Raw genomic sequence first — 1,740 nt, 5'->3', positions numbered from 1 at the left:
CGGTTCCGGGGTCCGGTCCGGGGCCGCTCACCGCCGGCCCCGAGCCGCCGGCGCGCCCGCGGACGCACCTGCCACCGCCTGCCCCGACCCGCCCGCCGATCCGCTCGGCGATCCGCCCGCCGACCCGCTCGCCGATCCACCCGGCCGCCCGGCCGTGGAGGCCGCCGCGATCGCCTCCGCCAGCCGCTCCAGGACCGCCGCCACCTGCTCGTCCGTGATGGTGAGCGGCGGAAGCAGTCGCAGCACCGCGTCGTGGCGTCCGCCGAGCTCGACGATCAGACCCCGCGCCAGGCAGGCCTCCCGGACCCGCACCGCGAGCGCCGGGTCGGCCGGCCGGGCGCCGCAGGCGTCGGGCTCGGCCGCCGGGTCGACCAGTTCGACGCCGAGCATCAGCCCCCGGCCGCGCACGTCGCCGATCACCGGCAGTTCGACGGCGAGTTCGCGCAGCCGGGCCGTCATCCGCTCGCCGACGGCGGCGGCCCGCTCGGCCAGCCCGTTCGCCGCGACGTGGCGCAGCGTCGCGGCCCCGGCGGCCATGGCGAGGGTGTTGCCGCGGAAGGTGCCGGTGTGGGCGCCGGGCCGCCAGCCGTCGTAGTCCTCGCGGTAGACGACGACGGCGAGCGGCAGGCTGCCGCCGATGGCCTTGGAGAGGACCATGGCGTCCGGGACGATGCCGCTGTGCTCGATCGCCCACATCGCGCCGGTGCGGCCGACTCCGGTCTGCACCTCGTCGACGATCAGCGGGATGCCGCGCTCGGCGGTGATCCGGCGCATCTCGCGCAGCCAGCCGTCGGGCGCGGGGACGACCCCGCCCTCGCCCTGGACGGCCTCCAGGATCATCGTGGCCGGCGCGACCACGCCGCCCGAGGGGTCGTCCAGCAGCCGCTCCACGTAGGTCGCGGCGAGGCCGGCGCCCGCGTCGCCGCCGACCCCGAACGGGCAGCGGTAGCCGTAGGGGAAGGGCAGCCGGGCGACTTCGCCGCCGCTCGGCAGCGGCTCCTTGACGGCCACGTTGCCGGTGAGTGCCAGGGCGCCGGCGGTCATGCCGTGGTACGCGCCGGTGAAGGCGAGCGCGCCGGAGCGGCCGGTGGCGGTCTGCATCAGCTTGAGGGCGGCCTCGACGGCGTCCGTCCCGGCCGGTCCGCAGAAGTGCACCCGGGCGCGGGCGGCGAACTCCGCGGGCAGGCTCTCGAACAGCGCGCTGGTGAAGTCGTCCTTCTCCGCGGTGGCGAGGTCGAGCAGGTGCAGCGGGGCACCGCTGTCGAGGGTGCGGCGGATCGCCTCCAGCACCACCGGGTGGTTGTGTCCGAGGGCGAGCGTGCCGGCGCCGGAGAGGCAGTCGAGGTAGCGCCTCCCGTCGGCGCCCTCGACGGTCATGCCGTGGGCGCGGACCGGGACGATCGGGAAGGAGCGGGCGTACGTTCTGGCGGCGGACTCGCGGACGCGCTGACGGCGCAGGATGGCTTCACCGGCGGCCGGGGCTCCGGAGGCGGCCTGGACGGGTACGGCAGCGAGTGACACGAGAAACCCCCAGGGGAAGTTAGGTTAGCCTAACTTTACTGCCCTTGACCTGGAGGAACGCCCCGGGGCCTCCGGAACCACCCGAGTGAGTGAACCTCCCCCGGTTCATCCAACGAGCATCGCGCGGAAGGGTCACGGCCCGGGGCCGGGCCCTCGCCGACCGTCCGCCCCCGGCCACCGACCCATGCCGCCTCACCCCCGGCCGCCGTCAGGCCCGCC

1 protein-coding gene is annotated in these 1,740 nt (G+C 76.3%); it reads right to left on the bottom strand.

Features of this window, described 5'->3' with window-relative positions:
* Positions 1-27: 27 nt before the first annotated feature.
* Entirely contained in the window at positions 28-1,521 is a 1,494-nt protein-coding gene (locus tag ACIQOV_RS40250; RefSeq protein WP_401055945.1) for a diaminobutyrate--2-oxoglutarate transaminase, read from the bottom strand.
* Positions 1,522-1,740 lie beyond the last annotated feature (219 nt).

The organism is Kitasatospora sp. NPDC091257, from assembly GCF_044757675.1.
GTDB lineage: Bacteria > Actinomycetota > Actinomycetes > Streptomycetales > Streptomycetaceae > Kitasatospora > Kitasatospora lactacystinica.
This window is presented reverse-complemented; position numbering and strand designations above follow the sequence as displayed.